Origin of the sequence: Pantoea sp. UBA4549, from assembly GCF_002387285.1 — a bacterium.
GTDB classification, from domain to species: Bacteria; Pseudomonadota; Gammaproteobacteria; order Enterobacterales; family Enterobacteriaceae; genus Pantoea; species Pantoea borealis.
The window spans coordinates 52,751-78,320 of record NZ_DGLH01000014.1; the positions used below are offsets into that span (position 1 = coordinate 52,751).

A 25,570-nucleotide genomic window follows, 5' to 3' on the forward strand; every position below is an offset into this window, starting at 1 on the left:
ATTACTAACAGGATTGAGTACCCGTATCATGAAGATTCCTTACATTCCTGAAGATGCACCGTTTAACGGTGAGCAGAAATACTGGCTGGCGGGCTTTCTCGCCGGTCTCCACTCGCGCCTGTTAGTGCTGGACGATAAGCAGACAGCACCTTCCGCCGGCGCCGGCGCGACCACGCAGCTGCATATTCTGTTCGGCTCTCAGACCGGCAATGCCGAAGCGCTGGCCCAGACTGCAGCCAAAGCAGCGCGTGCCAAAGGTCTGGTACCGGTGGTGCAGGCGCTGGGCGAGGTGGATCTTGAAGTCTTCACGACCATGCGTCATGTGCTGATTGTGACCTCAACCTATGGTGAAGGGGAAATGCCTGACAACGCGCAGCTGTTCTGGCAGGCAATTTCAGCCAGCACCGCGCCGCGTCTGGAGCAGATGCACTTTGCCGTACTGGCAATTGGTGATACCGGCTACGACGGTTTCTGCCAGGCGGGTAAATTTATCGATATGCGTCTTGAACAGCTGGGGGCCCGCCGGGTGGTGGATCGCATCGACTGCGATATCGATTTTGAAGAGCCGTCCGATGCCTGGATTGGCAGCGCGATGCCACAGTTTGCGGCCAGCGCCGGCAGCAGCGGTACCGTGCTGGAAAGCGCACCGGAAGCACCGGTTATTCCCGGCAGCAATAAACAGAACCCGTTTGCGGCTGCACTGATCACCAATAAACGCCTTTCTGGCGAACAGTCGGCTAAAGATATCCGCCACTTTGAGTTTGACCTCAGCGGCAGTGGCCTGAAATATGAAGCGGGCGATGCGCTGGGTATTATCCCGGTCAACGACGCTGCCCTGGTCTCGCTGCTGCTGACTGAGCTGAAAGCAGATTATGAAACGCCGGTGCCGGGCTTTGATCGCAATCTGGGCGATCTGCTGACCTATCAGTTTGAGATCTCCGAGCCGTCACGCAAGCTGATCGAGTGGATTGGCCAGCACACCGCCAACCAGGAGCTGCTGCATGTACTGCAGCACGATGATAAAGATACGCTGGCCAACTGGCTGTGGGGCAAAGACAGCCTCGATCTGCTGCAGCTGGAGCTGAAGCGCAGCCTGTCGGTGCCGGAATTTGTGGCCATGCTGCGTCCGCTGCAGCACCGCGCTTACTCCATCTCATCCAGCGCCAAAGCGCATCCCGATCAGGTGCACCTGACCATCGCTTCTGTGCGCTATCACAGCGGCGGACGCGAGCGTAAAGGCGTCTGTTCTACCTATCTGGCTGAGCGCGTACGTCGCGGCGAGAAACCGGCAATCTTTATTTCGCCCAACAAAGCGTTCCGCGTGCCAGCTGATGGCAATGCGCCGCTGATTATGGTCGGGCCTGGCACCGGTATTGCACCGTTTCGCGCGTTTCTGCAGGAACGTCAGGCAACGGAAGCGAAAGGTAAAAACTGGCTGTTTTTCGGCGATCAGCATCAGGAACATGATTATATCTACAATGATGAGCTGCATGGCTGGCAGCAGAGCGGTCTGCTGACGCACCTCGATCTCGCCTTCTCGCGCGATCAGGAAGAGAAAATTTATGTGCAGAACCGGATGCTGGAGAAAGGCGCCGAGCTTTACGCCTGGCTGCAGGAAGGCGCGTACTTTTACGTCTGCGGTGATGCATCGCGTATGGCGAAAGATGTCGACGCCGCGCTGTATGAAGTGGTACGTCAATGCGGCGGTCTGTCCGGAGAGCGTGCCGCAGCGTATATCGATCAGCTGAAGAAAGATAAACGCTATCTGCGTGACGTCTACTGAGTCACAGCATAAAAAAACGGGCCATCAGGCCCGTTTTTTTTACGCAGAGAGATTACTTAACGACGCGCAGTGAAGGACGGCCGCCGCGCGGCGGTGGTTCGTCGTCAGGAGAATGATCCTCATCCGGAGCATCATCCGGGCGATCGCCATCGATAACCGACATCACCGTCTCTTCGTGACCCGCTTCCTGATCGTCCATCGCCTGGTCGTAGACCGGTTCCGGTTCGAACATGGTACCCGCGCCATTTTCACGCGCATAGATAGCCATGACCGCTGCCATCGGCACGGAAACCTGACGCGGCACGCCGCCAAAGCGCGCGTTAAAGCGCACTTCGTCATTAGAAAGATCGAGATTGCCTACCGCACGCGGCGCAATATTCAGCACGATCTGTCCGTCGCGCGCATACTCCAGCGGCACCTGTACACCAGGCAGATTGATATCCACTACCAGATGCGGCGTCAGCTGGTTATCCAGCAGCCAGTCGTAAAATGCCCGCAGCAGGTAGGGGCGACGCGCGGTGAGTTGCGACATTTCCATACTTAGCCCCGAGCCTGCAGGCGCATTTCCCGTTCAGCTTCCGTCAGCGAGGCGAGGAAGGAGTCACGTTCAAATACGCGTGTCATATAACCTTTCAGCTCTTTAGAGCCGGCACCGCTCAGATCAACGCCCATCTGCGGCAGACGCCACAGCAGCGGCGCCAGGTAGCAATCCACCAGGCTGAACTCTTCGCTCATAAAGAACGGCGTGCGGGCAAACAGCGGCGCAATCGCCAGCAGCTCTTCGCGCAGCTGTTTGCGCGCAGCATCTGCCTCAGCACCGCTGGTGGTTTCAATAGTGCGCAGCAGGCTATACCAGTCCTGCTCGATGCGGTGCATCATCAGACGGCTTTCGCCACGTGCAACCGGATAAACCGGCATCAGCGGAGGATGCGGAAAACGCTCATCCAGATACTCCATGATGATGCGTGATTCATACAGCGTCAGTTCACGGTCGACCAGCGTAGGTACAGTGCGATACGGGTTGAGGTCAATCAGATCCTGCGGCAGATTATCTGGTTCAACCTGCTCGATCTCCACGCTGACGCCCTTTTCAGCCAGTACGATACGTACCTGATGGCTGAAAATGTCAGTCGGACCAGAAAACAGCGTCATTACCGAACGTTTGTTGGCAGCGACAGCCATGAAAACCTCCAAGTTTGTTCACAAAAATATACTGCGAATAGCCAACCACACGGCGACTCACCTGCTCATCGGACTCGCACACGGCAGGGCAGCACTGATAGCCTGCTCATGTCCGGAGCGGAGCGTCAGTTCAGGCCGCGGCTCGCGGGCGCAAAGTGTCAGTGAGTTTACCAGATTTTAAGCAGCTTGTGGGGCGGGGTTACGTATTTGCGGGCAAATAGCCGGGAAAGCTCGCGTTTTTACACTGCTTTACCAGCGTAACGGCCAATAAAAAACCCGCCGAAGCGGGTTTTTTGAGCCAATTGACACTGCCGAAGCAGTAAGCAATTAACGCTTGGAGAACTGAGGACGACGACGTGCTTTACGCAGGCCGACTTTCTTACGTTCAACCTGACGAGCATCACGGGTAACAAAGCCCGCTTTGCGCAGTTCTGCACGCAGAGATTCGTCGTATTCCATCAGAGCGCGGGTGATACCGTGACGGATCGCACCAGCCTGACCAGAAATACCACCACCTTTAACGGTGATGTACAGATCCAGTTTACCAACCATATCAACCAGCTCCAGCGGCTGACGCACGACCATGCGTGCAGTCTCGCGACCGAAGTACTGCTCCAGAGAGCGCTGGTTAATTACGATGTTACCGCTACCCGGCTTGATAAAGACGCGAGCGGCAGAGCTTTTGCGGCGACCAGTGCCGTAGTTTTGAGTTTCAGCCATTGCCTATAATCCCGATTAAATGTCAAGAACTTGCGGTTGCTGCGCCGCGTGGTTGTGCTCGTTGCCTGCGTAAACTTTCAGTTTACGGTACATAGCACGACCCAGTGGGCCTTTTGGCAGCATGCCTTTAACCGCGATTTCAATCACACGCTCAGGACGGCGGGCAATCATCTCTTCGAAGGTCGCCTGCTTGATACCACCGATGTGACCAGTGTGGTGATAGTAAATCTTGTCGGTACGTTTGTTGCCGGTTACAGCAACTTTGTCCGCGTTCAGAACGATGATGTAATCACCGGTGTCAACGTGCGGAGTGTATTCCGCTTTGTGCTTACCACGCAGACGGCGCGCCAGTTCAGTCGCCAGGCGACCCAAGGTTTTGCCAGTTGCGTCAACAACATACCAGTCACGCTGTACGGTTTCTGGTTTAGCTGTAAAAGTTTTCATTGAAAAGCTTACCCAAATAAAAGTTACACGTTGGTGAAATCCCAAACGCTAAGTTAACGATTGAGGCTCACGCGACCATTTCGCCCAGCAAGCCCACCCCCTCAGGTAGAGTTACCGGATCACACAGCTTTCCGGGAAAAGAAATGCTGTGCTGTAACGTGGGGTCGCAAGATTATAGAGAAGTCAGATTTAAAAATCGAACCTTTTTGCGACAAAATTCACGATTTCTGGCCAGGCGTTACGGCAGATGCGGCAGCCGAAGATACTCCTCGCTCTGCATCTCCTGCAGGCGTGACAGACAGCGCTGATACTCAAACTTCAGCCGGGTTCCCTGATAAATTTCAAACAGCGAGGTTTCTGCTGCTACCACCAGCTTGACATGGCGTTCGTAAAACTCATCCACCAGCGCCAGAAAGCGGCGCGCCTGATCTTCGGTTTTATAAATCATTACCGGCACATCAAACAGCAGTACGCTATGGAAGCGCCGCGACAGCTCGATATAGTCATGCTGGCTGCGCCCCGCCCCGCACAGCGTCAGAAAATCGATCGCGAGCACGCCTTCATGTACCCCGCGGGTAGGCATCTCCCGATGGTTAATCTCCAGCACCGGTGCATCCTCGGGCGCTCCGCCCGCCAGCGCACGAAACATGCGCGTCATCTCCGCCTGCGTGGCGTCGTTAAGCGGATGATTCCACAGATGTGCCGACGTCAGCGTACGCAGACGGTAGTCGATGCCGGCATCCACGTTCATCACCTCACAGTGCTGTTTGATCTGTTCAATAGCGGGCAGGAAGCGCGCGCGCTGCAGACCGTTGCGGTAGAGATCATCCGGCGGAATATTGGAGGTGGCGACCAGGGCAATACCGCGTGCAAACAGCGCCTCCATCAGCGTACCCAGCAGCATGGCATCGGTAATGTCAGAGACAAAAAATTCATCAAAGCAGAGGATATCGGTCTCCGCTTTAAAACGGTCGGCCACAATCTGCAGCGGATCGCTTTGCCCCTGCAGCTGCGTCAGCTCTTCATGCACCCGCAGCATAAAGCGATGAAAGTGCAGACGCAGTTTACGATCGCCAGGAATTGACTGAAAAAACAGGTCCATGACCCAGGTTTTTCCCCGGCCAACGCCGCCCCACATATAGAGGCCCCGTACCGGTGCTTCTGGCGCTGCTTTCTCCTTGCTGACCAGCCGGGAGAGGCGTCCCAGCAATCCGCGACTGCTGTTTTCACGCGGCTGCTGACGGGCAATCAACCCTTGCTGGATAGCGTCCAGGCGGGTAATAGCTTCACGTTGTACGTCGTCCGGGCGGAACTCGCCCTGCGACAGCGCCTGCTCATAGCGCGCAAGCGGAGATGAGGTTTGCATGGTTCTCTCTGAATCCCTGAAAAGTCCGATTCACGTGTCGGTTGCTGAAAATTAGGCCGCTCTACACTAAGCGATACAGTCCGATAGTTCCACTTCCTGCAGATTAACGGGTATAGTGACTCATAGTGAAACTGAAGTTGAAGTTGAAGCAATGCCCTACGAAGCAACGGAAATTACACGGGAGTTATTATGACCTGGGAATACGGGCTGATTGGTTTAGTGATTGGCATTATTGTCGGCGCAGTCGCTATGCGTTTTGGCAACAAAAAACTGCGGGAACAGCGCAGCATGCAGTATGAGCTGGAAAAATCAAAGGCTGAGCTGGCGGATTATCGCGAAGAGCTCACCAACCACTTTGCCCAGAGCGCAGAGCTGCTGGATAATATGGCGCGCGACTATCGCCAGCTGTATCAGCATATGGCGAAAGGATCTAACGATCTGCTGCCTAATCTGCCGGGCGAAAAAAATCCGTTTGCCTATCAGCTGACGGAAGCGGAAGCAGATAACGATCAGGCGCCGGTTCAGATCCCGCGCGACTACTCTGAAGGTGCCTCCGGATTACTGCGCGGCAGCGAGCGCAACACGCCAACCCGCAATTAATCTTTTCAGGGCACCGCCTCATGCGGTGCCCTTTTTGTTTCGAACACTTGCAGTAAACGATTGTCACACTTCCTGTACTCCCCTATTCGCAGCGAGAGCCTGATAACCCATGAAAAAACAAACAAAACTATTAAGCGCACTGGCCCTGAGTATCAGCATGAGCCTGGCCGCAACGCCAGGGGCGATGGCCACGCTTCCGGCGCAGATTCAGGGCCAGGCACTGCCGAGCCTTGCCCCGATGCTGGAGAAAGTACTGCCGGCGGTGGTCAGCGTGCATGTAGAGGGCAGCGACAGTGGCCAGCAGGCGCAGGAGATCCCGGAACCGCTGAAGCGCTTTTTCGGCCAGGCACCCGGCCAGTCGCAGCCTCAGCCGTTTGAAGGTCTGGGTTCAGGTGTCATTATTGATGCGGCAAAAGGCTACATTCTGACGAATAACCACGTCGTGAACGGCGCGGATAAAATCAGCGTCCAGCTCAGCGACGGCAATGAATATGATGCCAAACTGATTGGTCATGATGAGCAGACAGATATCGCTCTGATTCAGGTCGAAGGGGCTAAAAACCTGACGCAGGTGAAAATCGCAGATTCTGATGCGCTGAAAGTCGGCGACTTTGCGGTGGCCATCGGTAACCCGTTTGGCCTGGGTCAGACGGCCACCTCCGGGATCATCTCTGCACTCGGCCGCAGCGGCCTTAATCTTGAAGGTCTCGAAAACTTTATCCAGACTGATGCGGCAATCAACCGCGGCAACTCCGGTGGCGCGCTGGTTAACCTGAACGGCGAACTGATCGGTATCAACACCGCGATCCTGGCATCAAGCGGCGGGAATATTGGCATCGGCTTCGCCATCCCCAGTGATATGGCCATCAACCTGGCGCAGCAGCTGATTCAGTTCGGCGAAGTGAAGCGCGGTCAGCTGGGGATCAAAGGCACAGAGATGACGGCGGATATTGCGAAAGCGTTCAACGTTGACGCACAGCGCGGCGCATTTGTCTCTGAGGTATTGCCAAAATCTGCCGCAGAGAAAGCGGGGATAAAGTCGGGCGATATCATCACCTCTATCAACGACAAGCCAATCGCCAGCTTCGCCGAGCTGCGCGTCAAAGTAGGCACCACCCCGCCAGGCCAGCAGGTGAAACTCGGCCTGCTGCGCGACGGTAAGCCGGTCAGCGTGACCGTTACGCTGGAGCAGAGCGCGCAGAGCACCGCCAGTGCGCAGCTGATGTCTCCTGCCCTGCAGGGCGCGCAGCTGAGCGACGGCAACACCAAAACAGGCGATAAAGGCGTTAAAGTCGACACCATCGAAAAAGGCACGCCCGCTGAGCAGGTCGGCCTGCAGAAAGATGATGTGATTATTGGTGTGAACCGTACCCGGGTACAAAGCCTCGCCGAGATGCGTAAAGTGCTGGAGGGCAAACCGCCGGTGCTGGCGCTGAATGTTGTGCGCGGCGACGAGAATATCTATCTGCTGCTGAGATAATCCCACCGACAGGCGGACAAGCAGGTGTGTGTCCGCCTTTCTCATGTTATTCTGCCCTGCGATCTCACCTGGCTTGAAATAACACCATGTTTCTTAAACTTTTGCGTGCAGTGGTGATGGGCCTGATCGTAGCAGGCTTGCTGCTTGTTGCGATTCCGGCGCTGCGTATGGGCAGTGACGTCACTTTTGATCATGAAAGCAGCGCTGACGAAACCCCTTTCAGTTTTAACCCGGGGGTGCGCCGCGCCGTGCCCGCCGTAGTCAATGTCTACAACCGCAGCGCCCACGGTAACAATAATCGCGGCATCACCACTCTGGGTTCGGGTGTGATCATGAACGCGAAAGGGTACATCCTGACCAACAAGCACGTTATCAATAACGCCGATCAGATCATCGTGGCGCTGCAGGATGGCCGCTTTTTTGAGGCGACCCTGGTAGGCTCCGATGCCATGACCGATTTAGCCGTGCTCAAAATCAGCGCATCAGGCCTGCCGGTTATCCCCATTAATGCCGCGCGGATAGCACACATTGGTGACGTCGTGATGGCGATTGGCAACCCCTATAATCTCGGGCAGACGGTCACACAGGGCATTATCAGCGCGACCGGACGCATCGGGCTAAGCTCCTCCGGCCGGCAAAATTTCCTGCAGACCGATGCCTCAATTAATCAGGGCAACTCGGGCGGCGCCCTGATCAACTCGCTCGGCGAGCTGATGGGTATCAACACGCTGACGTTTGATAAAAGCAACGACGGAGAAACACCGGAAGGTATCGGCTTCGCGATCCCTACCGCGCTGGCCGCAAAAATCATGGATAAGCTGATCCGCGACGGCCGGGTGATCCGCGGCTATATCGGCATCACCGGACGTGAACTGCCGCCGCTGCACGGTCAGGGCAGCAATCTCGATCGCGTACAGGGAATAATTGTTAACAGCGTAGCGCCGGGCGGTCCGGCAGACAGCGCCGGGATCCAGGCCAACGATGTGCTGCTGCAGGTCAATGGCAAGCCTGCCCTTTCCGCGCAGGAGACGATGGATCAGGTGGCAGAAATCCGCCCCGGTTCAGTGATTGATGTGCAGATCCTGCGTAATGAGCAGAAAATGACGCTGCCGGTCACGATTCAGGAGTTTCCGGAAGCTGCCGCGCCCGTGACCACCGCCCAGTAAGCCGCGGCGCCATCAGGCGCCGCGCTTAACCTGACGTTCTCAGCTTCTGTCGACCGGAAACGCGATCACGTCGCTCAGCGCACTGGCTTTCAGCGCCAGCATAATCAGACGATCTACGCCCAGCGCCACGCCGGAACAGGCTGGCATACCGTGCGCCAGCGCATCCAGCAAATAGTGGTCAATCGGATGCTGCGGCAGTCCGCGTGCCGCGCGACGGCGGTTATCCTGTTCAAAACGCTGACGCTGCTCGCGGCTGTCGGTCAGCTCGCGAAACCCGTTCGCCAGCTCAACCCCTTTGTAATAAACCTCAAAGCGTTCAGCAACGCGATGATCTTCGGTACTGATCTCCGCCAGCGCAGCCTGGCTTGCCGGGAAGTGGTAGACAAAGCAGGGTTTGTCATTGCCAATTTTTGGCTCCACGCCCAGCATAAACAGCAGCTGCAGCAGCGTATCACGGTCATCTTCACGCTGCGCCAGCTCTCCCTCGCCAAGCTTTGTCGCGGCTTCGCGCAGCTGCGTTTTATCCGCAGAGAGCGGATCAATCTCCAGATGACGGATAAACGCCTGCTGATAGGAGAGGGATTCTGCGCTGTCACACTCCAGCACCTGCTGCAGCAGATCGTCCACCTCGTTCATCAGACGATACATATCGTAGTGCGGGCGGTACCACTCCAGCATGGTGAATTCAGGATTGTGATGGCGCCCCGCTTCTTCATTGCGGAAGCAGCGCCCCATCTGATAAATCGGCCCGCTGCCGGCCGCCAGCAGCCGTTTCATATGATATTCCGGGCTGGTCATCAGCCAGAGATCGCGACCTTCGCTGGCGCCAGGTCCGACAAAACGCGTCTGAAACGGCACCAGGTGAATATCTGTGATGGTGGCCTGGCTCATTGCCGGGGTATCCACTTCCAGCACGCCGCGATCGGCAAAGAAACGCCTGATTTCCGCCAGAATCGCGGCGCGTTTCAACAAATTGGCAATGGGTGCGCTCGGCTGCCAGCTTGCCGTTTCGCTCATGGTGATGACTCCTCATACGAATAAGGGGTGGAAGTCTACCCGGAACAGAAGCTGCAAACAACGAGGCGTAGCGGAAGAGGATCCGGCAGGTCAGGCGAGAAGAAGAGCGGTGCGAAGGCTTTCGCACCGGCAGATTTTACTGGGTGCTGCGCTGAATTGCCTGACCACCCGCTTCAACATCCTCACCAACGCCGCGCGTGGTGTTACAGCCGCTCAGTACTGAAGAGAGCACCAGCACAGAGAAAATTGCGACAATACTTTTCTTAAACATAGCCATATCCTTGTTGGTTGCAGTAAAAGTACAGCTTTTAAAGCATAGCCTGCTTCTGCAGCCCTGGTAGCTGTGCCCCGGAAAAATTCACGCCGGCATCGCGTTTCGCGGCCATAAAAAAAGGCGCATCACTGATGCGCCTGATTGAGTGCTGATGTCGTGCTTATTTTACGCGGGAAACGTATTCACCCGAGCGGGTGTCAACTTTCACCACTTCGCCAATCTGAACGAAGAGTGGCACTTTGATCACTGCGCCGGTAGAGAGGGTCGCTGGCTTGCCGCCGGTACCTGCGGTATCGCCTTTCAGGCCCGGATCGGTTTCAGTGATTTCTGCTTCGATGAAGTTTGGCGGCTGAACGGCAATCGGTTTATCGTTCCACAGGGTTACGATACACTCTGCGTTGTCCTGCAGCCACTTGGTCACGTCATCCAGTACTTTGGCTTCAACCTGGTACTGTTCAAACGACTCAGGGTGCATGAAGTAGAAGAAGTCACCGTCGTTGTAAGAGTATTGCAGCGTCATATCACGAACGTCTGCGCCTTCGGCAGAGTCGGTAGATTTGAAGGTCTTCTCAACGCGAGAACCGGTCAGCAGACGACGCATTTTAACGCGTGCGAAAGCCTGGCCTTTACCCGGTTTTACGAATTCACTGGATTCGATGGCATACGGTTCGCCTTCGAACATGATTTTAAGACCGGAACGAAAATCGTTGCTAAGATAAGTCGCCATAAAGGCCCTCTGTAGATATTAACTGGTAATAGCCAAAAAAATGGCACACATTGTAACCCTAAATTCCCCTGTCAGAGAAGATTGGTTGCAGCAACTTGCTGATGTTGTCACCGATCCTGCTGAATTACTGCAACTTTTAGGCCTCGAACAGCATCCGGAACTGGCTGCCGGCCACGCTGCACGCCAGCTTTTTGCCCTGCGCGTGCCGCGCGCCTTCATTCAGCGCATGCGCCACGGCGATGCCGGCGATCCTCTGCTGCTGCAGGTGCTGACCAGCCGCCAGGAATTTACCGATGCGCCGGGCTACACTACCGATCCGCTGGATGAACAGAGCAGCGTGGTACCGGGCCTGCTGCATAAGTATAAAAACCGCGCGCTGCTGCTGGTCAAAGGGGGATGTGCGGTTAACTGCCGCTACTGCTTCCGCCGTCACTTCCCTTATCAGGATAATCAGGGCAACAAGCGTAACTGGCAGGCAGCGATTGACTATATTGCTGCACACCCGGAGCTGGATGAAATTATTTTTTCCGGCGGCGATCCGCTGATGGCTAAAGATCATGAGCTGGCCTGGCTGATTGCGGCGCTGGAGCAGATCCCGCACCTGAAGCGCCTGCGCATTCACAGCCGCCTGCCGGTGGTGATCCCGGCACGCATTACGGAAACGCTGTGCCAGCTGCTGGCTGACACCCGCCTGCAGGTGCTGGTGGTAAGCCATATCAATCACGCGCAGGAGATTGATGATGCGCTGCGCGCGCGCCTGCAGCTGCTAAAGCGCTCGGGCGTAACGCTGCTGAATCAAAGCGTGCTGCTGCGCGGCGTCAATGATAATGCGGATACGCTGGCTGAACTGAGCAACGCGCTGTTTGATGCCGGCATTCTGCCCTACTATCTGCACGTGCTCGACAAAGTTCAGGGTGCTGCCCACTTCTTTGTTTCAGATACGGAAGCGCGCGCGCTGATGCGCCAGCTGCTCAGCCGGGTCTCCGGCTATATGGTCCCCAGACTGGCGCGTGAGATTGGCGGTGAGCCGAGCAAAACGCCGCTGGACCTGCAGCTGCGTCAGGAATAACGTGCCCGGTCAGCTACCGGGGATGGCGATCATGCAGCCACCGAAATCAAAAACAAAAAAAGCCGCATCAGCGGCTTTTTTATCGCGGCGCGTTTACGGACACTTGTAAACCTGGCCGGTCATTTTGCTGTCGAGCGGCGCGAACGCAGAAAGCAGATTCTGCGTCGGGCTGGTGGCACCATAAATAACGTTGCCGCCCATTTCAGCCGCTCGGTTACGCAGATCGTTGGCAGCCCCGCGTAATGCACTGTTTTCGCCGCCTGCACCGCTCAGCCAGTTGCTCTGTGAGCCGGTGACGTTGCCCAGAAGCTGACATTGACTTGCTGGCTGCTCATCGACAAACGTGACACGTTCGCCAGCGGCGCTCAGCTGATTTGAGCTGCTGCAACCCGCCAGCAGCATGATGCCCGCTGCCAGTCCGGGCAAGAGGTTAATCCGCATTGTAATCCCCATTTTATTATCATCAGTGTCGGGCGGCAGCGTAGCAGAAAAGCGCACTTTTTTTCTGAACATTCATTGCCCTGAACCCGCAAAGCCGAAAGATCGCGTCCCTACTTATACCCTGTTCGCCAGCAAAAGAAAAACCCCCGACCGTTTCCGGTCGGGGGTTTCGCAGATAGCTTACGCTGTCAGGGGCAATTACATCATGCCGCCCATACCGCCCATGCCACCTGCGCCCGCGCCTAAATCAGGTGCGTCGCCTTTAGGCAGATCGGTAACCATGCACTCGGTGGTGATCATCAGACCTGCCACAGAGGCTGCGTACTGCAGCGCAGAACGGGTTACTTTGGTCGGGTCCAGGATACCGAAGTCGATCATGTTGCCGTACTCTTCGGTCTGCGCGTTGTAACCGTAGTTACCGTCGCCTGCTTTCACATTGTTTGCTACAACAGAAGGCTCTTCACCGGCGTTGGACACGATCTGACGCAGTGGAGATTCCATTGCGCGCAGCGCAACTTTGATACCCACGTTCTGATCTTCGTTCTGACCACGCAGCTCGGTCAGCTGAGCAGCAACGCGTACCAGCGCGACGCCGCCGCCTGCTACCACGCCTTCTTCTACCGCAGCACGGGTGGCGTGCAGGGCATCTTCAACGCGGGCTTTCTTCTCTTTCATTTCCACTTCAGTTGCGGCACCTACTTTCAGTACGGCTACGCCGCCTGCCAGTTTCGCTACGCGCTCCTGCAGCTTCTCTTTATCGTAATCAGAGGTCGCTTCTTCGATCTGCTGACGGATCTGCGATACGCGGCCAGAGATAGCACCCTGATCGCCCACGCCATCGATGATGGTGGTGGTATCTTTGTTGATCACGACACGCTTCGCCTGACCCAGATCTTCCAGCGTGGATTTCTCCAGCTCCATACCGATCTCTTCAGAGATCACGGTACCGCCGGTCAGGATAGCGATATCCTGCAGCATCGCTTTACGACGGTCGCCAAAGCCTGGTGCTTTAACCGCAGCCACTTTCACGATACCGCGCATGGTGTTCACCACCAGCGTTGCCAGTGCTTCACCTTCCACATCTTCCGCGATGATCAGCAGTGGTTTGCCCGCTTTTGCAACGGCTTCCAGTACTGGCAGCATTTCACGGATGTTGGAGATTTTTTTGTCAGCCAGCAGAATGAACGGGCTTTCCAGCTCAACTGCGCCGGTTTCTGGCTTGTTGATGAAGTAAGGAGAGAGGTAGCCGCGATCGAACTGCATACCTTCAACCACGTCCAGCTCGTCCTGCAGGCCAGTGCCTTCTTCAACGGTGATCACGCCTTCTTTACCCACTTTTTCCATCGCCTGGGCGATCAGGGTGCCGACGCTCTCATCGGAGTTAGCAGAAATGGTACCTACCTGCGCGATTGCGCGGGTGTCCTGGCAAGGTACAGACAGCGCTTTCAGCTGCTCAACAGCAGCGATAACGGCTTTGTCGATACCGCGCTTCAGATCCATCGGATTCATGCCGGCCGCAACGGCTTTCAGGCCTTCGTTAACGATAGATTGAGCCAGTACGGTTGCGGTAGTGGTGCCGTCGCCTGCTGCATCGTTTGCTTTAGAGGCGACTTCTTTCACCATCTGTGCGCCCATGTTTTCGAACTTGTCTTCCAGCTCGATTTCACGCGCAACAGACACACCATCTTTAGTGATGGTCGGTGCACCAAAAGATTTATCCAGAACCACGTTACGGCCTTTCGGGCCCAGGGTAACTTTTACTGCATCTGCCAGTACGTTCACGCCACGCAGCATTTTTACGCGTGCGTCATTACCGAATTTTACGTCTTTAGCTGCCATTTCAAATATCCCTTAAATTCGTTTCGTTCAGTGAATTACGCGTAAATTACGCTTCGACAATCGCCAGGATGTCGCTTTCAGAGATGATCAGAACTTCTTCGTTGTCGATTTTCTCGGTTTTTGCACCGTAGCCTTCGCTGAAAATCACCAGATCACCCACTTTCACGTCCAGCGGCTTAATCTCGCCGTTGTCCAGGATGCGGCCATTGCCAACAGCCAGAACTTCACCACGGGTTGATTTGCCTGCTGCAGAGCCGGTCAGAACGATACCGCCTGCTGATTTAGCTTCAACTTCTTTACGCTTGACGATAACGCGATCGTGCAACGGACGAATTTTCATTTGATAGCTCTCCTTTGAGAAGTCCAATCATTCATTTTTGGGTTGAACGCCGGGCTTGAGGGTTCCGGCCTCGTGCAGGAAGAGATAGGGGGCAGACAGGGGACTTTCAAGGGCAAAAAAATAAAAAATTTTTGTTTGTGCTACAGATGCTTAAAAAGAATACAAATAAGGCGGCTTCCGCCGCCTCGCTTGTTTCAGCGATCTTTATCGTGACCGATGCGATCCTGATCTTTACGCTCAAATTCACCATCCATCGTTACGCCGCTGTCTGGTCCCTGCCCCGGACCGCGCCAGACGCGCAGATGCGGCATCAGCCTCAGCGTCAGGAGCTTTTGCACCGGCGGCAGCAGCAGCAGCAGGCCGAGAAAATCGGTGAAGAAGCCGGGCAGCAGCAGCAGCACACCAGCGATGATCAGCGAGACGCTTTTGATCATCTCCGCCGCCGGGCTTTCATTACGCGCCAGCTTCTCCTGCATCAGCATAAAGTTTTTCATGCCCTGATTTTTCACCAGCGACACACCGATACAGGAGGTGAAAATCACCAGCAGCATCGTCATCAGCACGCCCAGCGCATGAGCGACCTGGATAAACAGCGTGATCTCAATCCACGCCAGGGCAAAAAAGAGTAAAAACGGTAACCAGCGCACCGGTGTCTCCTGTGAGTTGGGCCACCTCGCGATAAGCCAGGCGGCAGAAACAGAGCGATCGTGACGATCATAGGTTCAGAGATGGGCACCTGCGCGGTGAATTTCAACCGTACCGGCCAAATATTTCCTTTTGACATAAAAGTGAGAGATGCATCACATATCGTTATTACCACTCGCCGGGCAAATGTCCGTAAAGTGATCTGTGTACGAGCATTTCTGTCGTGACAGAATATGATCGTGCCCGCCAGCCCGAAGATGGATAAAATGTCGGCACTGGTATTCCACGACAATATAATTGCTTCACCTGCGTGTTATTCGCTCTCCATCCATGCCGGATGCGTGGCGGTATCAGAGCAGCAATAATAAGAAGGTAATCATGGCGAACAACATTCGTATCGAAGAAGACCTGTTAGGCATGCGTGAAGTGCCGGCGGATGCTTACTACGGTGTTCATACTCTGCGTGCGATTGAAAATTTCTATATCAGTAGCAGTAAAATCAGCGACATTCCTGAGTTTGTCCGTGGCATGGTGATGGTTAAAAAAGCAGCCGCGCTGGCCAACAAAGAGCTGCAGACGATCCCACGCAACATTGCGAATACCATTATTCAGGCCTGCGATGAGGTGCTGAACAACGGCAAATGCATGGATCAGTTCCCGGTGGATGTTTACCAGGGCGGCGCCGGCACCTCGGTGAACATGAACACCAACGAAGTGCTGGCGAATATCGGTCTGGAACTGATGGGCCACCAGAAAGGTGAGTATCAGTACCTCAATCCCAACGACCACGTTAACAAATGCCAGTCAACCAATGATGCCTATCCGACCGGCTTCCGAATCGCGGTTTACGCCTCTATTCTCAAGCTGCTGGATGCGATTGCGCAACTGAGCGAAGGCTTCCAGCGCAAGGCCGTGGAGTTTGAAAACATCCTGAAAATGGGGCGCACCCAGCTGCAGGATGCGGTGCCGATGTCGCTCGGACAGGAATTCCACGCGTTTAACGTGCTGCTGAACGAAGAGACCCGCAGTATTCTGCGCACCGCCGAGCTGCTGCTGGAAGTCAACCTTGGCGCAACCGCAATCGGTACCCGCCTCAACACGCCGGATGGTTATCAGCAGCTGGCCGTGCAGCGTCTGGCTGAAGTCAGCAATCTGCCGGTGGTGCCAGCGGAAGATCTGATTGAAGCAACGTCCGACTGCGGCGCCTACGTGATGGTGCATTCAGCGCTGAAGCGTCTGGCGGTGAAACTGTCAAAAATCTGCAACGACCTGCGCCTGCTCTCCTCCGGTCCGCGCGCGGGTCTGAACGAAATTAACCTGCCGGAACTGCAGGCGGGCTCCTCGATCATGCCAGCCAAAGTAAATCCGGTGGTGCCGGAAGTGGTCAATCAGGTCTGTTTTAAGGTTATCGGCAACGATACCACGGTGACCATGGCGTCTGAAGCGGGCCAGCTGCAGCTCAACGTGATGGAACCGGTGATTGGCCAGGCGCTGTTTGAATCTGTCAGCATCCTGACCAACGCCTGCTACAACCTGCTGGAAAAATGCGTTAACGGCATCACGGCGAATAAAGCGGTCTGCGAAGCCTACGTGTTCAACTCTATCGGTATTGTCACCTACCTCAATCCTTATATCGGCCACCACAACGGCGATATCGTGGGTAAAGTCTGTGCCGAAACCGGTAAGAGCGTGCGTGAAGTGGTGCTGGAGCGCGGCCTGCTGACCGAGGCGGAGCTGGATGACATCTTCTCCGTTCAGAACCTGATGCATCCGACCTACAAAGCCAAACGTTATACCGACGAAAACGAACAGTAACCTGTTTCCGATCACGTCGTCCCGGGCACGCCTGTATACAATACGGCGTGCTTTTTTTATATGTGGCGACGACAACATTCAGGGGGCGCGATCTGCAGCCTGAGGAGAGAAACGGATGATAGCAGTGGAATTGGCAGTGGTATTGCTGGCGATCTGGCTCGGTGCCCGTCTGGGCGGTATCGGTATCGGCTTTGCCGGCGGCCTGGGTGTGCTGGTGCTCACGCTGGTTTGCGGTATGAAGCCAGGCGCGATCCCATTTGATGTGATCGAAATCATCATGGCTGTTATCGCGGCGATTGCTGCCATGCAGGTTGCAGGCGGCATGGATTACCTGGTCGGTCTCGCGGAAAAGCTGCTGCGCCGCCATCCGCGCTATGTGACTTTCCTTGCGCCGCTGGTCACTTACCTGATGACGCTGCTGGCCGGCACCGGCCATACCGCGTTCTCTACGCTGCCGGTTATCGCTGAAGTTGCCAAAGAACAGGGCGTCAGGCCATCGCGCCCGCTCTCTATCGCGGTGGTGGCCTCTCAGATTGCGATCACCGCCTCTCCGCTCTCCGCGGCAGTGGTATTTTTTGCCTCCATACTGGAACCCCGCGGCGTCAGCTATCTGGCGCTGCTGGGCGTGGCGCTGCCCTCAACCATGGCGGCAATCTTCTGCGCCGCGGTGATCACCAACTTTCTCGGTACAGAGCTGAAGGATGATGCTGTCTATCAGACGCGGCTTGCCAGAGGCGATGTCACGCTGCGCGGTAAAAAAGTCTCTGCAACCCGTCCCGGCGCGCGGCGCGCCGTGCTGCTGTTTCTGACCGGCATTGCAGCAGTGGTGCTCTATGCCACCGCCATCAGCGACAGCGTGGGCCTGATCGCCAGCCCGGTGTTGCCGCGTAACGAAGCGATCGTGGTGTTTATGCTCACGGTCGCGACGCTGATCTGCCTCACCTGCCGCGTGGACAGCAGTGAGATCCTCAGCGCCAGTACGTTTAAGTCGGGCATGAGCGCCTGTATCTGCGTCATGGGCGTGGCGTGGCTGGGTGACACCTTTGTCAAAGCGCATCTGAGTGAGATTCAGAGCCTGGCCGGCGACATGCTGCAGCGCTATCCCTGGATGCTGGCGCTGGTGCTGTTTTTTGCCGCCACCCTGCTCTATTCGCAGGCGGCAACCACCAAAGCGCTCATGCCGGCAGCGCTGATGCTCGGCGTCTCGCCGCTGGCGGCAGTGGCCTCGTTTGCTGCGGTATCAGCACTCTTTGTCCTGCCCACTTATCCGACGCTGCTGGCGGCGGTAGAAATGGATGACACCGGTTCGACGCGAATCGGTAAGTTTGTCTTTAACCACTCCTTTATCATTCCGGGCGTACTGGCCATCGCCTTCTCGGTTGCGTTTGGCTTTCTGTTTGGCAGTCTGATCCTCTGACGCCGTTACATTGTGAAATCCTGTGCCGAAGCGGGCGTGTTATGCTTACCGCTTCTGCACTACCGGAGTTGATTAATCTGTTATGGCTGCATCTCTTTCCCGCCTGCTGACGCTCTGCCTGACGTTACTGCTGTGCCTGTCGGCTCAGGCCGATCTCTTTGCGCCAAAATCCACCAGCCGCTTTGTACCGGTTGATCAGGCTTTTCAGTTTGATTTTTCTCAGCGGGGCTCAACGCTGACGCTGAACTGGCAGGTCAGGCCCGGCTACTATCTCTATCGTCAGCAGATCAAGATCGCGGCTCAGCACGCGCAGCTGGCTCCGCTGACGCTGCCGCCCGGCGAAGCGCATGAAGATGAGTTTTACGGCAAAAGCGAGATTTATCGCCAGGCCGTGACGCTGCCGGTCACGCTGCAGCGGGCTGATGCGGGTGCCACGCTGACGGTAACGTATCAGGGCTGTGCCGCAGCCGGCTTCTGCTACCCGCCGGAGAGCCGTACCGTTCCGCTGAGCGCCGTCAGCGGCGGCAGCGTGCCGGTTACTGAGCCGCCCGCCGCCGCCGCGCCGTTGCCCTTCTCTCCGCTCTGGGCGCTGCTGATCGGGATCGGTGTTGCCTTTACCCCCTGCGTCCTGCCGATGTACCCGCTGATCTCCGGTATCATCCTTGGCGGCGCACGCCGCTACACTACCGGCCGCCTGCTGGCGCTGGCGCTGGTCTATGTGCAGGGCATGGCGCTGACCTACACGCTTTTAGGCGTCGTGGTCGCCGCTGCCGGGCTGCGCTTTCAGGCGGCGCTGCAGCATCCGTACGTTCTGGCGGGTCTGTCGCTGCTGTTTATTCTGCTGGCGCTGTCGATGTTTGGCCTGTTTTCCCTGCAGCTGCCCGCCAGCCTGCAGACGCGGCTCGCGCACTGGAGCAATCAGCAGCGCGGCGGCTCGCTGCCCGGCGTGTTTATCATGGGTGCGCTGGCCGGACTCATCTGCTCCCCCTGCACCACTGCGCCGCTCAGCGCAATCCTGCTGTATATCGCCCAGAGCGGAAATTTGTGGGCCGGTGCCGGTACGCTGTGGCTCTACGCCGTGGGAATGGGGCTGCCGCTGATCGCCGTGACGCTTTACGGGCATCGTCTGCTGCCCAAAAGCGGCCCGTGGATGCAGACGGTGAAAGAGGGCTTCGGGTTTGTCATTCTGGCGCTGCCGGTATTTCTGCTGGAGCGTATTCTCGGTGATACCTGGGGCCTGCGGCTCTGGAGCCTGCTTGGCGTGGCATTTTTCGCCTGGGCATTTATTCACAGCATGCATGCGCGCGGCAGGTGGCGCGTTGTGCCGGTGGTGATGTTAGGGGCAGCGTTGATTATGGCGCGGCCGCTGCAGGAGTGGGCATTTGGCGCCGCGGCAAGTCAGAGCGTGGCCCATCTGCCGTTTAAGCGCATCAGCAGCAGCGCGGAGCTTGAGCAGGCGCTGCAGCAGGCGCAGGGGCGCATCACCATGCTCGATCTCTACGCCGACTGGTGTGTCGCCTGTAAAGAGTTTGAGAAGTATACCTTCAGCGATCCCGCGGTCGGTAGCGCACTCGCTGACGTGCAGCTGCTGCAGGCGGATGTCACTGCGAACAGCGCGCAGGATAACGCCCTGCTGAAGCAGCTGCAGGTGCCGGGATTACCGACCCTTCTGTTTTTTGATGCGCAGGGCCGCGAGATCCCGGGCTCGCGCATCAGCGGCTTTCTGCGTGCGGCAGCGTTTCGCGCGCATTTGCAGAATCTGCCGCGTTAAACGACACTGGTTCAGCCACCGCCCGCTCATCGACGAGCGGGCCGATATTCCAGAGGAGAGTCATGTGCAACGCGAACAAATTCTGGAGCATGCGCTGAATGTGCTCGAACAACATGGTCTGGCGGCCACCCTGTCGCTGCCACAGCTGGCAGGTGAAACCGGACTCAGCACCGAACAGCTGACCCGCTACTGGCCCGACTGCGATGCGCTGCTCTATGACGCACTGCGCTATCACGGTCAGCAGATCGACAGCTGGCGACGTCAGGTGCAGCTGGATGAGCGGCTCAGCCCCGCGCAAAAGCTGATGGCGCGCTATGACGTGCTGGCAGAGTATGTCAGCAAAGGCCGTTTTCCCGGCTGCCTGTTTATTGCTGCCTGCAGCTTCTATCCGCAGCCTGATCAGCCGGTGCACCAGCTGGCAGAGCAGCAGAAACGCCACTCGTGGCAGTTTACCCATGAGATACTGGTTGAGCTGGCGCTGGATAATCCCGCAATGGTGGCTGACCAGATGGAACTGATCCTTGAAGGCTGCCTGAGCAAACTGCTGGTGAAACGCAACGTACAGGATGTGGCAACCGCCCGGCGGCTGGCGGAAGATGTCTTTAGCATTGCGCTCTGTCGTCAGAACGGCGCGCTGGCCTGAAAACCGGCTGACATGCCTGAAAAGCAGGCAGTCAGTCACGGATAGCGCGCTTTTTTGCTAAAACCCGTTGACGATATGCGGCCATTAAGGTTTAATGCGCCCCGTTGCCCGAATAGCTCAGTCGGTAGAGCAGCGGATTGAAAATCCGCGTGTCCCTGGTTCGATTCCGGGTTCGGGCACCAAAATTCAGAAAACCCAGCCTTATGGCTGGGTTTTTGCTTTTCTGCATTCTTCATTCCGCTTTGCCTGTACTTCCTGCGCACCGTGCCCGGTGCCGTCCTGATGGTTTTACATCAGTAAAACCGTAGAGCGCCCTGATGTCTCTTCTTATAGTGGCTGATAAATACACTCTCTGTCTGCCTGGCGTCCTGCATCAGCTTCCGCCTGTCCGGAACAACGCTGGCAGCGGAATCGCGCAGGAGAAAAGACAGCATGAAAATTGCTTTTGACGTGGACGTTATCCGGGATCTCGGCATTACCCGGATGGTGCATCAGGTAGCAGAATGGGGCTATAAATACATTGAGCAGTCGCCTCATCCGCAGATCAATCCCTTTTATAAACACCCTAAAGCCAGCCGCGAAATCCTGCGCGAATATAAAAATGCGCTGAATGCCACCGGCACTGAAATCTCTTCATTCATTACGGTTTATCGCTGGTCGGGACCCGACGAACTGCGGCGTCAGGCGGCGGTAAAAAACTGGAAGCGCATGATTGAGATTGCGGTTGAAATGGGCGTGCAGGTTATCAACACCGAGCTCTCCGGCAATCCTAATGAGCCAGAAATCTGTGAAGAGATGTTCTACCGCTCAATGGAAGAGCTGCTGCCGATCGTCGAGCGTGAAGGGATCCGCATTGAAATTCAGGCGCATCCGTGGGATTTCTGCGAAGAGAGCAATGAAACGGCGGATATCGTAAAGTCATTTCGCAGCGATAACGTGAAGTATATCTACAGCGCCCCTCACACCTTTTATTATGACAAAGGCAAAGGGGATGTGAAAAACATGCTGCAGTATGCCGGTGACGATCTCTCGCATATGCTGATTGCCGATACCATGAACCATACCAAACACTGCCGCTATATTGTGAATCCGCCCGGCGTGGACGCGACCATTCACCAGCACGTCGCGGTCGGCGAAGGGGAGGTAAACTTCGACGCGCTGTTTGAAGCGCTGCGCGAAATGGACTTTGCCCGTCGCAGCTTCAAAGTCGGCGGTGAGTCGATTATCTCAGCAGCCCTCTTTGGCTATCCGGAGAAGATGCGCTATCAGGCGGTGGAAACGCGCGAACTGATTGAGCGCGAGCTGCTGAATCTCTGATTGCAGCATGGCGGATTACTTCCCCCTGCGCGATACAGGGGGAAAGAGACGGTTCAGATCGCTACGTGTTCTACTTCGGTAAAGGTCCCGCGCGTCAGTGAGAGCTGGGCGGCTTCCGCAATAGCCTGCGCGCGCAGGCCATCCAGTAACCCTGGCAAATCCGCTACCTCTTCTCCGTTGATATGACGGACAAAGGCGTCCAGATGCGCATAGTAGGTCTCCTGCACGCGACTGAACCAGTCTGCATACAGGCCCGGCTGCCGGATCGTGCCGCCCTGATAAAGTGTGGCCCCGCGCGTAGCCTGACTCTCTGACGCCAGCATCCCTTCGCTGCCCATCACGCTGAGGCGCTCATCGTAGCCGTAGGCGGTGCGGCGGCTATTATCCAGCTGTGCCAGCGCGCCCTTCTGCAGCTGCAGCATCACCACTGAAGTATCGACATCAAAGCTGCGGATCTCCGGCATTGCCAGCGCCGCCCCCATCGCCGCCACGCGCGTCACCTCGTCGTCAGTCAGCCAGCGCAGCAGATCAAAAAAGTGAATCGCCTGATCGCGCATCTGTCCGCCTGACGCACGCAGATAGTCAGCGGATGGCAGCACTGATGCACGGCAGGTCATCTGAATCAGCTCAGCATAACCAATGGTGCCCTCCCGCAACTGTGCCCTGAGCTGCTGATGACTGCGATCGAAACGGCGGTTAAAGCCCACGGTGACCGGCACCCGCGTGGGCGAAATGCGTCCGACCACATCACGCGCGTGGGCCAAGGAGAGATCGATGGGTTTCTCGCAGTAAACCGCTTTTCCTGCGCGTACCGCCTGTTCCAGCAGTGCGGCATGCGTTGGCGTGGCGCTGGCAATCAGTACGGCATCAATCCGATCGCTCTCCAGCGCCTGTTCGCTTGTTACGCTTCTGGCCCCATACTGCCGCGCCACGCTCTCTGCACGCGCCGTGTCGGTATCGCAAACCAGCGTCAGGTCAGTTCCCGGATGGCGGGCGATATTTGCGGCATGGACCTGTCCGATAAAACCGCACCCGACTACTGCAAAACGTTGCGGGATCCGCATGTTAACGCTCCTTTAGCTCACACTTCAGAATGCCCTGTCTTGTCAAAATATCCCGTTCTGGCAGGCTGTCAGAACGCAGTTTTTGATGGAATTCACTCAAATGAAAACAACCACGCTGGCCGGACTGGCGAAGCGCGCAGGCGTTGGCGTCGCAACCGTGGATCGGGTGTTAAACGATCGCGGCGGTGTCTCACCCGCCATGACGCGAAAAGTGCTGCAGGCGGCCCGGGAGGCGGGCTTAAAACGTATTCTGCCGGAGGAGCATCGTCACAGCTGGCAGATCGAGGTCATCCTGAGCGGCAACGGCTCCTTCTTCTTTCAGCAGCTGGCGCAGGAGTTTGCCCGCCTGGCGGATGCGCTGGGCTACCGGCGGGTCCGGCTGCATCGCACGCTGATCCCGGAAGATGCCCCGGAAAAACTGGCAGCACACATCGATTCCGGCAGTAAAAAGCGGGACGGACTCATTGTTTTTGCCCACGCCAGCCCGCTGATCTATCACGCGCTGGCCGCCTGCCAGGCGCGGGGCGTGCCGGTCATCACGCTGGTCAGCGATCTGCCTGACGCGGCGCGGCTCTGCCACGTCGGCATCGATCAATACAAAGCGGGACGCACGGCGGGCCTGATGCTGGGCAGTATGGCGGCCCGTACAGGGGACGTGGTGCTGATCAGCGGTCGTGCTGACTACCTTGCGCATCAGCAGCGTATAGAAGGTTTTCAGCAGGTACTGGCTGAGCGCTTCCCGGAGCTGCGACTGCGTGAGATCCTCGCCGGTCAGGACGATCGTGAACGCATCAGCCGGCTGCTGGAGAAAACGCTGGCGGGATCGCGCCAGATCGCCGGACTCTATAACACCGGCATGGGCAATACCCAGATTTATGAAGCGCTGGCGCGCCACCGGCTGTGCGGCAGCACGGTTTATGTGACGCATGAACTCTATGCGACCACGCGCCAGCTGCTGCAGCAGCGTATTCTGACCCTGACGCTCGATCAGAATACGCAGCGCCACGCCGAACTCGCCCTGACGCTGCTGCTGCGGCATCTGGAAGAGCGTGAGCAGCCTGATACTTACGCGCCCGGCAAAGTCGACTTTATGCTCTATACCCAGGAGAACTGTACCTGATCTGACCGGCACGCTCACCACCAGCGCGGTTAAATGGGCGCGGGATTGCGCTGCTACACTCAGTGGCAGCACAACGCTCACGACCATAAGGTGAAATGACGATGTCAGATAATCAGTATCAGCCCGCAAAAGTCTGGACCTGGGAACCGGAAGCCAAAGGCAACGGTGCCAAAACCAACCGCCCCGCCGCTGGCGCCACGCATGAACAGGCGCTGCCGGTCGGTCAGCATCCGCTGCAGCTCTACTCGCTTGGTACACCAAATGGTCAGAAGGTCACTATTCTGCTGGAGGAGCTGCTGGCGGTGGGTGTGAAAGAGGCAGAGTATGACGCCTGGCTCATCCGCATCGGCGAAGGCGATCAGTTCTCCAGCGGTTTTGTTGATGTGAACCCTAACTCCAAAATTCCGGCGCTGAGTGACCACTCCGTGACGCCACCGCAGCGGGTATTTGAATCGGGTAACATCCTGCTCTATCTGGCAGAAAAGTTTGGCTACTTTATTCCGGAAGATATGGCGGGCCGCACTGAAACCCTGAACTGGCTCTTCTGGCTGCAGGGCTCTGCGCCCTATCTTGGCGGCGGCTTTGGCCACTTCTACCACTATGCGCCTGAGAAAATTGAATACGCCATTAACCGCTTTACGCTGGAGGCGAAGCGCCAGCTGGATGTGCTGGATCGTCAGCTGGCTGATCACCGCTTCCTCGCAGGCGACGCCTATACCATCGCTGATATCGCAACCTGGCCCTGGTATGGCAACCTGGTGCTGAACGGCCTGTATGGTGCAGCAGAGTTTCTGGATGTGCAGGCTTACACCAACGTGGTGCGCTGGGCGAAGGAGATCGCGGAACGTCCGGCGGTAGTCCGCGGGCGCAAAGTTAATCGCGCCTTTGGCGCTGAGCCGCAGGATCAGCTGCTGGAGCGGCATGACGCCAGTGATTTTGAGCACAACACCGAAGATAAACGTCAGGCACGGGGAGAGAAGTAATGACCGCTTATATGGTAATGATTAAGGATGAGACGCTGGACAAAGATGAGCTGGCAACCTATTCACAGAAAGCGGGCGACGCGCGGGGCGATCATCAGATCACGCCGCTGGCTTTCTATGGCGAACAGGAAGTGCTGGAGGGGCGCGATGCTGAAGGCGTTGTCGTTCTGGCGTTTGCGGATATGGACGCCGCGCGCGCCTGGTATCACAGCCCGGCTTATCAGGAAGCGAAAGCGCACCGCGTGAAAGGCGCTAACTACCGCGTTATCCTGGTTAACGGCGTCGCATAACGCGATGCCGACAGGCAGACCGGCACCCTGCTGCCGGTCTGCTGATATGCCCGGCGG

General features: G+C 56.8%; 26 protein-coding genes and 1 tRNA gene. 14 read left to right on the top strand and 13 right to left on the bottom strand.

Translation table 11 applies throughout. The features are described 5' to 3' along the window. Nucleotides 1-28: 28 nt before the first annotated feature. Nucleotides 29-1,783 (top strand): sulfite reductase subunit alpha, encoded by a 1,755-nt coding sequence (locus B3041_RS13890; RefSeq protein WP_065650300.1) that lies wholly within the window; start codon nucleotides 29-31, stop codon nucleotides 1,781-1,783. Between the two features lie 52 nt (nucleotides 1,784-1,835). On the opposite strand, the gene sspB is transcribed toward B3041_RS13890, so the two are convergent. From sspB to zapE, 5 genes are all read right to left on the bottom strand, one after another. Then, complete coding sequence (gene sspB, locus B3041_RS13895; RefSeq protein WP_065650301.1) at nucleotides 1,836-2,321, bottom strand: ClpXP protease specificity-enhancing factor; 486 nt, start codon at nucleotides 2,319-2,321, stop codon at nucleotides 1,836-1,838. A 2-nt stretch (nucleotides 2,322-2,323) separates the two neighbouring features. Further along, nucleotides 2,324-2,965, bottom strand: coding sequence for a stringent starvation protein SspA (sspA, locus tag B3041_RS13900; RefSeq protein ID WP_039382163.1), 642 nt, complete (start codon nucleotides 2,963-2,965; stop codon nucleotides 2,324-2,326). 327 nt (nucleotides 2,966-3,292) lie between these two features. Next, a complete protein-coding gene (gene rpsI / locus B3041_RS13905; protein WP_039382160.1) occupies nucleotides 3,293-3,685 on the bottom strand; it encodes a 30S ribosomal protein S9 in 393 nt (130 codons plus the stop codon). 15 nt (nucleotides 3,686-3,700) lie between these two features. After that, nucleotides 3,701-4,129: a 50S ribosomal protein L13 gene (gene rplM, locus B3041_RS13910; RefSeq protein ID WP_039382157.1), complete on the bottom strand. Its 429-nt coding sequence runs from the start codon at nucleotides 4,127-4,129 to the stop codon at nucleotides 3,701-3,703. A 238-nt stretch (nucleotides 4,130-4,367) separates the two neighbouring features. Continuing rightward, complete coding sequence (gene zapE / locus B3041_RS13915; protein WP_292975871.1) at nucleotides 4,368-5,495, bottom strand: cell division protein ZapE; 1,128 nt, start codon at nucleotides 5,493-5,495, stop codon at nucleotides 4,368-4,370. A gap of 189 nt (nucleotides 5,496-5,684) precedes the next feature. Here zapE and zapG point away from each other — a divergent pair, with 189 nt between their 5' ends. From zapG to degS, 3 genes are all read left to right on the top strand, one after another. Beyond that, nucleotides 5,685-6,095, top strand: a complete 411-nt coding sequence (gene zapG, locus B3041_RS13920; protein ID WP_065650303.1) for a Z-ring associated protein ZapG — start codon at nucleotides 5,685-5,687, stop codon at nucleotides 6,093-6,095. Between the two features lie 109 nt (nucleotides 6,096-6,204). Beyond that, nucleotides 6,205-7,575 (top strand): serine endoprotease DegQ, encoded by a 1,371-nt coding sequence (gene degQ / locus B3041_RS13925; RefSeq protein WP_292975874.1) that lies wholly within the window; start codon nucleotides 6,205-6,207, stop codon nucleotides 7,573-7,575. An 86-nt stretch (nucleotides 7,576-7,661) separates the two neighbouring features. Beyond that, nucleotides 7,662-8,741: an outer membrane-stress sensor serine endopeptidase DegS gene (degS, locus tag B3041_RS13930; RefSeq protein ID WP_065650305.1), complete on the top strand. Its 1,080-nt coding sequence runs from the start codon at nucleotides 7,662-7,664 to the stop codon at nucleotides 8,739-8,741. A gap of 39 nt (nucleotides 8,742-8,780) precedes the next feature. Here the strand turns inward: degS and epmA are convergent, their stop codons facing one another. The 3 genes from epmA to efp form a co-directional block, all read right to left on the bottom strand. Then, a complete protein-coding gene (gene epmA / locus B3041_RS13935; RefSeq protein ID WP_065650306.1) occupies nucleotides 8,781-9,758 on the bottom strand; it encodes an elongation factor P--(R)-beta-lysine ligase in 978 nt (325 codons plus the stop codon). Nucleotides 9,759-9,894: 136 nt separating this feature from the next. After that, nucleotides 9,895-10,029 (bottom strand): entericidin A/B family lipoprotein, encoded by a 135-nt coding sequence (locus B3041_RS13940; protein WP_039382142.1) that lies wholly within the window; start codon nucleotides 10,027-10,029, stop codon nucleotides 9,895-9,897. Nucleotides 10,030-10,192: 163 nt separating this feature from the next. Then, entirely contained in the window at nucleotides 10,193-10,759 is a 567-nt protein-coding gene (gene efp, locus B3041_RS13945; protein ID WP_039382139.1) for an elongation factor P, read from the bottom strand. Between the two features lie 40 nt (nucleotides 10,760-10,799). On the opposite strand from efp, the gene epmB reads away from it, so the two are divergent. Then, entirely contained in the window at nucleotides 10,800-11,828 is a 1,029-nt protein-coding gene (gene epmB, locus B3041_RS13950) for an EF-P beta-lysylation protein EpmB (RefSeq protein WP_292975879.1), read from the top strand. A gap of 93 nt (nucleotides 11,829-11,921) precedes the next feature. Here the strand turns inward: epmB and B3041_RS13955 are convergent, their stop codons facing one another. From B3041_RS13955 to B3041_RS13970, 4 genes are all read right to left on the bottom strand, one after another. Next, entirely contained in the window at nucleotides 11,922-12,269 is a 348-nt protein-coding gene (locus B3041_RS13955) for a DUF4156 domain-containing protein (protein WP_039385686.1), read from the bottom strand. A gap of 198 nt (nucleotides 12,270-12,467) precedes the next feature. Then, a complete protein-coding gene (gene groL / locus B3041_RS13960) occupies nucleotides 12,468-14,108 on the bottom strand; it encodes a chaperonin GroEL (RefSeq protein ID WP_292975885.1) in 1,641 nt (546 codons plus the stop codon). 46 nt (nucleotides 14,109-14,154) lie between these two features. Then, nucleotides 14,155-14,448, bottom strand: a complete 294-nt coding sequence (locus B3041_RS13965) for a co-chaperone GroES (RefSeq protein WP_039382130.1) — start codon at nucleotides 14,446-14,448, stop codon at nucleotides 14,155-14,157. 194 nt (nucleotides 14,449-14,642) lie between these two features. Next, nucleotides 14,643-15,095: an FxsA family protein gene (locus tag B3041_RS13970; protein ID WP_065650309.1), complete on the bottom strand. Its 453-nt coding sequence runs from the start codon at nucleotides 15,093-15,095 to the stop codon at nucleotides 14,643-14,645. A gap of 376 nt (nucleotides 15,096-15,471) precedes the next feature. Here B3041_RS13970 and aspA point away from each other — a divergent pair, with 376 nt between their 5' ends. From aspA to B3041_RS14000, 6 genes are all read left to right on the top strand, one after another. Continuing rightward, nucleotides 15,472-16,908, top strand: a complete 1,437-nt coding sequence (gene aspA / locus B3041_RS13975; protein ID WP_065650517.1) for an aspartate ammonia-lyase — start codon at nucleotides 15,472-15,474, stop codon at nucleotides 16,906-16,908. Nucleotides 16,909-17,023: 115 nt separating this feature from the next. After that, on the top strand, nucleotides 17,024-18,325 hold the full coding sequence (locus B3041_RS13980) for an anaerobic C4-dicarboxylate transporter (protein ID WP_292975890.1): 1,302 nt from the start codon (nucleotides 17,024-17,026) through the stop codon (nucleotides 18,323-18,325). An 82-nt stretch (nucleotides 18,326-18,407) separates the two neighbouring features. Continuing rightward, the gene (locus tag B3041_RS13985; RefSeq protein WP_292975894.1) at nucleotides 18,408-20,096 is read left to right on the top strand and encodes a protein-disulfide reductase DsbD; all 1,689 of its coding nucleotides are present in this window, start codon (nucleotides 18,408-18,410) and stop codon (nucleotides 20,094-20,096) included. Between the two features lie 64 nt (nucleotides 20,097-20,160). Then, entirely contained in the window at nucleotides 20,161-20,739 is a 579-nt protein-coding gene (gene dicD / locus B3041_RS13990) for a division control transcriptional repressor DicD (protein WP_065650312.1), read from the top strand. Nucleotides 20,740-20,845: 106 nt separating this feature from the next. Continuing rightward, nucleotides 20,846-20,921 (top strand) — tRNA-Phe (locus B3041_RS13995). A gap of 250 nt (nucleotides 20,922-21,171) precedes the next feature. Further along, nucleotides 21,172-22,056: a sugar phosphate isomerase/epimerase family protein gene (locus tag B3041_RS14000; RefSeq protein WP_065650313.1), complete on the top strand. Its 885-nt coding sequence runs from the start codon at nucleotides 21,172-21,174 to the stop codon at nucleotides 22,054-22,056. A 53-nt stretch (nucleotides 22,057-22,109) separates the two neighbouring features. Here the strand turns inward: B3041_RS14000 and B3041_RS14005 are convergent, their stop codons facing one another. Continuing rightward, complete coding sequence (locus B3041_RS14005; RefSeq protein ID WP_292975899.1) at nucleotides 22,110-23,120, bottom strand: Gfo/Idh/MocA family oxidoreductase; 1,011 nt, start codon at nucleotides 23,118-23,120, stop codon at nucleotides 22,110-22,112. Between the two features lie 100 nt (nucleotides 23,121-23,220). Here B3041_RS14005 and B3041_RS14010 point away from each other — a divergent pair, with 100 nt between their 5' ends. The 3 genes from B3041_RS14010 to B3041_RS14020 all read left to right on the top strand — a co-directional run bounded on the left by B3041_RS14010 (nucleotide 23,221) and on the right by B3041_RS14020 (nucleotide 25,513). Further along, nucleotides 23,221-24,240: a LacI family DNA-binding transcriptional regulator gene (locus B3041_RS14010; RefSeq protein ID WP_065650315.1), complete on the top strand. Its 1,020-nt coding sequence runs from the start codon at nucleotides 23,221-23,223 to the stop codon at nucleotides 24,238-24,240. Between the two features lie 101 nt (nucleotides 24,241-24,341). Further along, entirely contained in the window at nucleotides 24,342-25,223 is an 882-nt protein-coding gene (gene yghU, locus B3041_RS14015) for a glutathione-dependent disulfide-bond oxidoreductase (RefSeq protein ID WP_065650316.1), read from the top strand. After that, entirely contained in the window at nucleotides 25,223-25,513 is a 291-nt protein-coding gene (locus B3041_RS14020) for a DUF1330 domain-containing protein (RefSeq protein WP_039382107.1), read from the top strand. The genes yghU and B3041_RS14020 overlap by 1 nt, the downstream gene beginning before the upstream one ends. Nucleotides 25,514-25,570: the final 57 nt, after the last annotated feature.

Bases quoted from the DNA above. Each gene is read 5' to 3' on its own strand.
- yghU (WP_065650316.1), top strand. From the start codon at position 24,342: ATGTCAGATAATCAGTATCAGCCCGCAAAAGTCTGGACCTGGGAACCG.
- B3041_RS13890 (WP_065650300.1), top strand. From the start codon at position 29: ATGAAGATTCCTTACATTCCTGAAGATGCACCGTTTAACGGTGAGCAG.
- degS (WP_065650305.1), top strand. From the start codon at position 7,662: ATGTTTCTTAAACTTTTGCGTGCAGTGGTGATGGGCCTGATCGTAGCA.
- efp (WP_039382139.1), bottom strand. From the start codon at position 10,759: ATGGCGACTTATCTTAGCAACGATTTTCGTTCCGGTCTTAAAATCATG.
- B3041_RS13965 (WP_039382130.1), bottom strand. From the start codon at position 14,448: ATGAAAATTCGTCCGTTGCACGATCGCGTTATCGTCAAGCGTAAAGAA.
- rplM (WP_039382157.1), bottom strand. From the start codon at position 4,129: ATGAAAACTTTTACAGCTAAACCAGAAACCGTACAGCGTGACTGGTAT.
- B3041_RS14005 (WP_292975899.1), bottom strand. From the start codon at position 23,120: ATGCGGATCCCGCAACGTTTTGCAGTAGTCGGGTGCGGTTTTATCGGA.
- zapG (WP_065650303.1), top strand. From the start codon at position 5,685: ATGACCTGGGAATACGGGCTGATTGGTTTAGTGATTGGCATTATTGTC.
- aspA (WP_065650517.1), top strand. From the start codon at position 15,472: ATGGCGAACAACATTCGTATCGAAGAAGACCTGTTAGGCATGCGTGAA.
- B3041_RS13980 (WP_292975890.1), top strand. From the start codon at position 17,024: ATGATAGCAGTGGAATTGGCAGTGGTATTGCTGGCGATCTGGCTCGGT.
- B3041_RS14010 (WP_065650315.1), top strand. From the start codon at position 23,221: ATGAAAACAACCACGCTGGCCGGACTGGCGAAGCGCGCAGGCGTTGGC.
- B3041_RS13955 (WP_039385686.1), bottom strand. From the start codon at position 12,269: ATGCGGATTAACCTCTTGCCCGGACTGGCAGCGGGCATCATGCTGCTG.
- degQ (WP_292975874.1), top strand. From the start codon at position 6,205: ATGAAAAAACAAACAAAACTATTAAGCGCACTGGCCCTGAGTATCAGC.
- sspA (WP_039382163.1), bottom strand. From the start codon at position 2,965: ATGGCTGTCGCTGCCAACAAACGTTCGGTAATGACGCTGTTTTCTGGT.
- epmA (WP_065650306.1), bottom strand. From the start codon at position 9,758: ATGAGCGAAACGGCAAGCTGGCAGCCGAGCGCACCCATTGCCAATTTG.
- B3041_RS13940 (WP_039382142.1), bottom strand. From the start codon at position 10,029: ATGTTTAAGAAAAGTATTGTCGCAATTTTCTCTGTGCTGGTGCTCTCT.
- sspB (WP_065650301.1), bottom strand. From the start codon at position 2,321: ATGGAAATGTCGCAACTCACCGCGCGTCGCCCCTACCTGCTGCGGGCA.
- rpsI (WP_039382160.1), bottom strand. From the start codon at position 3,685: ATGGCTGAAACTCAAAACTACGGCACTGGTCGCCGCAAAAGCTCTGCC.
- zapE (WP_292975871.1), bottom strand. From the start codon at position 5,495: ATGCAAACCTCATCTCCGCTTGCGCGCTATGAGCAGGCGCTGTCGCAG.
- B3041_RS14000 (WP_065650313.1), top strand. From the start codon at position 21,172: ATGAAAATTGCTTTTGACGTGGACGTTATCCGGGATCTCGGCATTACC.
- epmB (WP_292975879.1), top strand. From the start codon at position 10,800: ATGGCACACATTGTAACCCTAAATTCCCCTGTCAGAGAAGATTGGTTG.
- B3041_RS14020 (WP_039382107.1), top strand. From the start codon at position 25,223: ATGACCGCTTATATGGTAATGATTAAGGATGAGACGCTGGACAAAGAT.
- B3041_RS13985 (WP_292975894.1), top strand. From the start codon at position 18,408: ATGGCTGCATCTCTTTCCCGCCTGCTGACGCTCTGCCTGACGTTACTG.
- groL (WP_292975885.1), bottom strand. From the start codon at position 14,108: ATGGCAGCTAAAGACGTAAAATTCGGTAATGACGCACGCGTAAAAATG.